Genomic DNA, 561 nt, shown 5'->3' on the forward strand with positions numbered 1-561 from the left:
CGGCTTTCAGCGCCCGGGCATGCTCGTGTTCGGTTTGCTGCCGCTGGGCTTGTTGGCGGTCTACATCCTGGTCCAGGCCCGCCGCCGGCGCCGGCTGCGCCGGTTCACCGAGGAGGCCGTGCCGCAGTCGCCGAGGCGGCACCTTCCGATCGCGGTGGCGCTGCTCAGCCTGATCCTGCTGACCACCGCGATGGCCGGGCCGACGTCCGACGTCCGGATCCCGCTCAACCGGGCGGTCGTGATGCTGGTGATCGATGTCTCGGAGTCCATGGCCTCCACCGACGTCCCCCCCGACCGGCTGACCGCCGCCAAGGTGGCCGGCAAGCAGTTCGCCGACGAGCTGACGCCGGCCATCAACCTGGGGCTGGTGGAATTCGCGGCCAACGCGTCGCTGCTGGTCTCCCCGACCACCAACCGCGAGGCGGTGAAGGCGGCGATCGACAGCCTGAAGCCGGCCCCCAAGACCGCGACGGGCGAGGGCCTGTTCACCGCCCTGCAGGCGATCGCGACGGTGGGCTCGGTGATGGGCGGCGGCGACGGCCCGCCGCCGGCGCGCATCGT

1 protein-coding gene is annotated in these 561 nt (G+C 72.4%); it reads left to right on the top strand.

What is annotated here, in order from left to right; translation table 11 throughout:
• Positions 1-19: 19 nt before the first annotated feature.
• Positions 20-561, top strand: a 542-nt coding sequence (locus tag A9X05_RS25480) for a VWA domain-containing protein (RefSeq protein WP_156736985.1), incomplete at its 3' end; no start/stop codon positions are given.

The organism is Mycobacterium sp. E3298 (assembly GCF_001666895.1).
Classification (GTDB): Bacteria; Actinomycetota; Actinomycetes; order Mycobacteriales; family Mycobacteriaceae; genus Mycobacterium.